At 32.5% G+C, this 2230-nt stretch carries 8 protein-coding genes; all 8 read left to right on the top strand.

The genetic code is table 11. From position 1 onward, the window contains the following. Window positions 1–180: 180 nt before the first annotated feature. On the top strand, window positions 181–501 hold the full coding sequence (locus AC1DSL_RS17415) for a hypothetical protein (RefSeq protein WP_477533191.1): 321 nt from the start codon (window positions 181–183) through the stop codon (window positions 499–501). Window positions 502–592: 91 nt separating this feature from the next. Further along, window positions 593–724, top strand: a complete 132-nt coding sequence (locus AC1DSL_RS17420; protein WP_477533192.1) for a hypothetical protein — start codon at window positions 593–595, stop codon at window positions 722–724. Next, window positions 721–888 (top strand): hypothetical protein, encoded by a 168-nt coding sequence (locus AC1DSL_RS17425; protein WP_477533193.1) that lies wholly within the window; start codon window positions 721–723, stop codon window positions 886–888. The genes AC1DSL_RS17420 and AC1DSL_RS17425 overlap by 4 nt, the downstream gene beginning before the upstream one ends. Window positions 889–991: 103 nt before the next feature. Further along, window positions 992–1168, top strand: a complete 177-nt coding sequence (locus AC1DSL_RS17430; RefSeq protein ID WP_477533194.1) for a hypothetical protein — start codon at window positions 992–994, stop codon at window positions 1166–1168. A gap of 117 nt (window positions 1169–1285) precedes the next feature. After that, the gene (locus AC1DSL_RS17435; RefSeq protein WP_477533195.1) at window positions 1286–1438 is read left to right on the top strand and encodes a hypothetical protein; all 153 of its coding nucleotides are present in this window, start codon (window positions 1286–1288) and stop codon (window positions 1436–1438) included. 139 nt (window positions 1439–1577) lie between these two features. Then, window positions 1578–1736 (top strand): hypothetical protein, encoded by a 159-nt coding sequence (locus AC1DSL_RS17440; RefSeq protein WP_477533196.1) that lies wholly within the window; start codon window positions 1578–1580, stop codon window positions 1734–1736. A gap of 26 nt (window positions 1737–1762) precedes the next feature. After that, a complete protein-coding gene (locus AC1DSL_RS17445) occupies window positions 1763–1885 on the top strand; it encodes a hypothetical protein (RefSeq protein ID WP_477533197.1) in 123 nt (40 codons plus the stop codon). 32 nt (window positions 1886–1917) lie between these two features. After that, a partial coding sequence (locus AC1DSL_RS17450; protein WP_477533198.1) for a hypothetical protein occupies window positions 1918–2230 on the top strand: 313 nt, incomplete at its 3' end.

Genomic DNA, 2230 nt, shown 5'->3' on the forward strand with positions numbered 1-2230 from the left:
CCATGAATGAAGAACAATGTAGTCATAAGAATTCAAGCGAAGAAAGCTATGTAACACACTTTTACCTTCAAACTTTTATAACAACTGTTATTTCATGTGATGACTGTGGTGAGATATTAGACGAAAAACAAAATGAATTAAAATAAATCATCTCTTTTAGTAGGAAATGGAGGATAAATGATGAGCGTAAATCGTGAAGATTACATTGTAATTGGTGTAGATATTGGAATGGATTATTATGATGATGAAAGATGCGATGAGTTCGATGAATATGATAGCCAAAATGATGTTGGATCAATGACGTACATCATTGACGGGATGAGTGGAAATTATTTCTTAGTTGGTGAAGTGGTTAGGTATGGTGACGAATATGAAGGTTTTAGTGGTGTAGTGGAGTTAGAAATTGATGAAGCTGCGAAACAACGAGTCAAAGACTTTGTTAAATTGAAGTTTGATTTAGATGTTGAACCTAAGTTAATGGTTGTTACGCATTTTCATTAAAAGCGTAGCTGACTGATTGAGGTAATTCAACTGTTTGTTTGATTTACGCCAGCTACGTGAAAGATTATAACACACTTTGAGGTGAATTTGCATGACTATAGTATTATGGATAATAGGGGCTTACCTGTTTGGGTTAGGCTGTTATCATACAGGTAAGCATAACGGTTACGGTCAAGCGATATTGGATAGGATTAAACGTGATGAGGAGATGAAAAAGCGATGAGTAACTTTAGTGTGGCTATGATTGATACAAAAAACAATGTAGCTAATCAAATTGCAATAAATTTATCTCAAACTGAGGCTCATAATATGGTTGTGGACTTAAGAAGTAAGCGAGACGGGAATAAGTATTGGATTGGTAAGGTTGAATGGTTAGGTCAGAATTAAATAAAATAAAAGTCTAATTTTATGGAAATAAAACACTTGCAATCTTCTAATTAGTGAATTATAATCATAATATAAGTTAATAAAAGGAATTGGAGGCAATGGAATGCAAGAAATGCTTAATAAACTAATTGAAGAAAACAGAGTTCATCAAGAAAGATGGGATGAATTAATAACATTTCTTACAGAAGGAAGAGATCGTGCTCGAACGAACAATGCAATTGAAGTTGAATATGCCTATGTAAATACTATAAACAAACTGGTTGAGCTGTTTAGTAAATAAATTATCATATAAAATATTTGACTTATTGGGAAACAAGGTACGATAAACACCGTAAAATACGGGGTTGAGTTTTTGGGATTTGGCAATAGACATAAATAGCGAAGGAGTGAAATCTTTTTGACTGAAAAAGAGAAGGAATTATGGAAAGACATAAACGAGTTGATAAAGGCAATGCAGAAAATAAGATTCATATGCGATAGAGCCAAATCACATTATATCGAAGAAAGTGACATAGACGAGATACTTGAAGTCACCAAAAAATACGCTTAATCGAACATTTTACACATAAAGGGAGATATCTGATTGAAAGAATATAAGTCATTTAAGTTACCAAAAGGGCTATCAGACGGATTGATTTTCAACATGGCAAGTAGTCGTCAACTAGATATGACAGGATGGAGATGAGAAATTGGAAAAGATAAATATTATCTCAGAAGAAGAACGTATAACTATATTAGGGATGATCGCTACGATAAGTAACTATTTACATGGTCATGCGTCTTATGATGGTGCAGAAGATGAAACAAAAGAAATCATAGATAAACTTGATTATATATTTCGTACGTAATACTTTGATATAAAGGAGGAGTAATTATGGAAAAAGATAAAATTATTGAATTKCTTGAAGAATTACAAGACGACATTCACATGGGAGAAAGTTTAAGTGGCGTTTTGTTAAAATTAGATAATATTATTACTAAAATAGAAACTGAATAAAACTTTTAATTTGAAGAAAAGGAGGAAGTACATTGAAAAACACACATATAATTTCAGCGTTTGCTGGTTCAGGTAAGAGTTATCTAGCAGAGAATAATAAAGAAATGAAGTTTTTAGACTTAGATTCTAGCAACTATCCTAAAGATGATTTTCCAAGCAACTACTTACAGGATATCATTAAGCACGTTAAGACAGGTGACTATGATTACATCTTAATTTCAACTCACAAAGAAATTCGTGAAGCACTCAAAGACAATGATATCAAGTATGCTTTAGTATACCCCCATGCTGAACAAGGTATGAGATTTGGTGACATTTATACCGAACGAGGAAGCAACAAAGAAT

This window comes from Paenisporosarcina sp. P4_D4, from assembly GCF_056401835.1.

What these genes read in the sequence shown, in the direction of transcription:
- AC1DSL_RS17430 (WP_477533194.1), top strand. Translation starts at nt 992, where the DNA reads ATGCAAGAAATGCTTAATAAACTAATTGAAGAAAACAGAGTTCATCAA.
- AC1DSL_RS17420 (WP_477533192.1), top strand. Translation starts at nt 593, where the DNA reads ATGACTATAGTATTATGGATAATAGGGGCTTACCTGTTTGGGTTAGGC.
- AC1DSL_RS17425 (WP_477533193.1), top strand. Translation starts at nt 721, where the DNA reads ATGAGTAACTTTAGTGTGGCTATGATTGATACAAAAAACAATGTAGCT.
- AC1DSL_RS17415 (WP_477533191.1), top strand. Translation starts at nt 181, where the DNA reads ATGAGCGTAAATCGTGAAGATTACATTGTAATTGGTGTAGATATTGGA.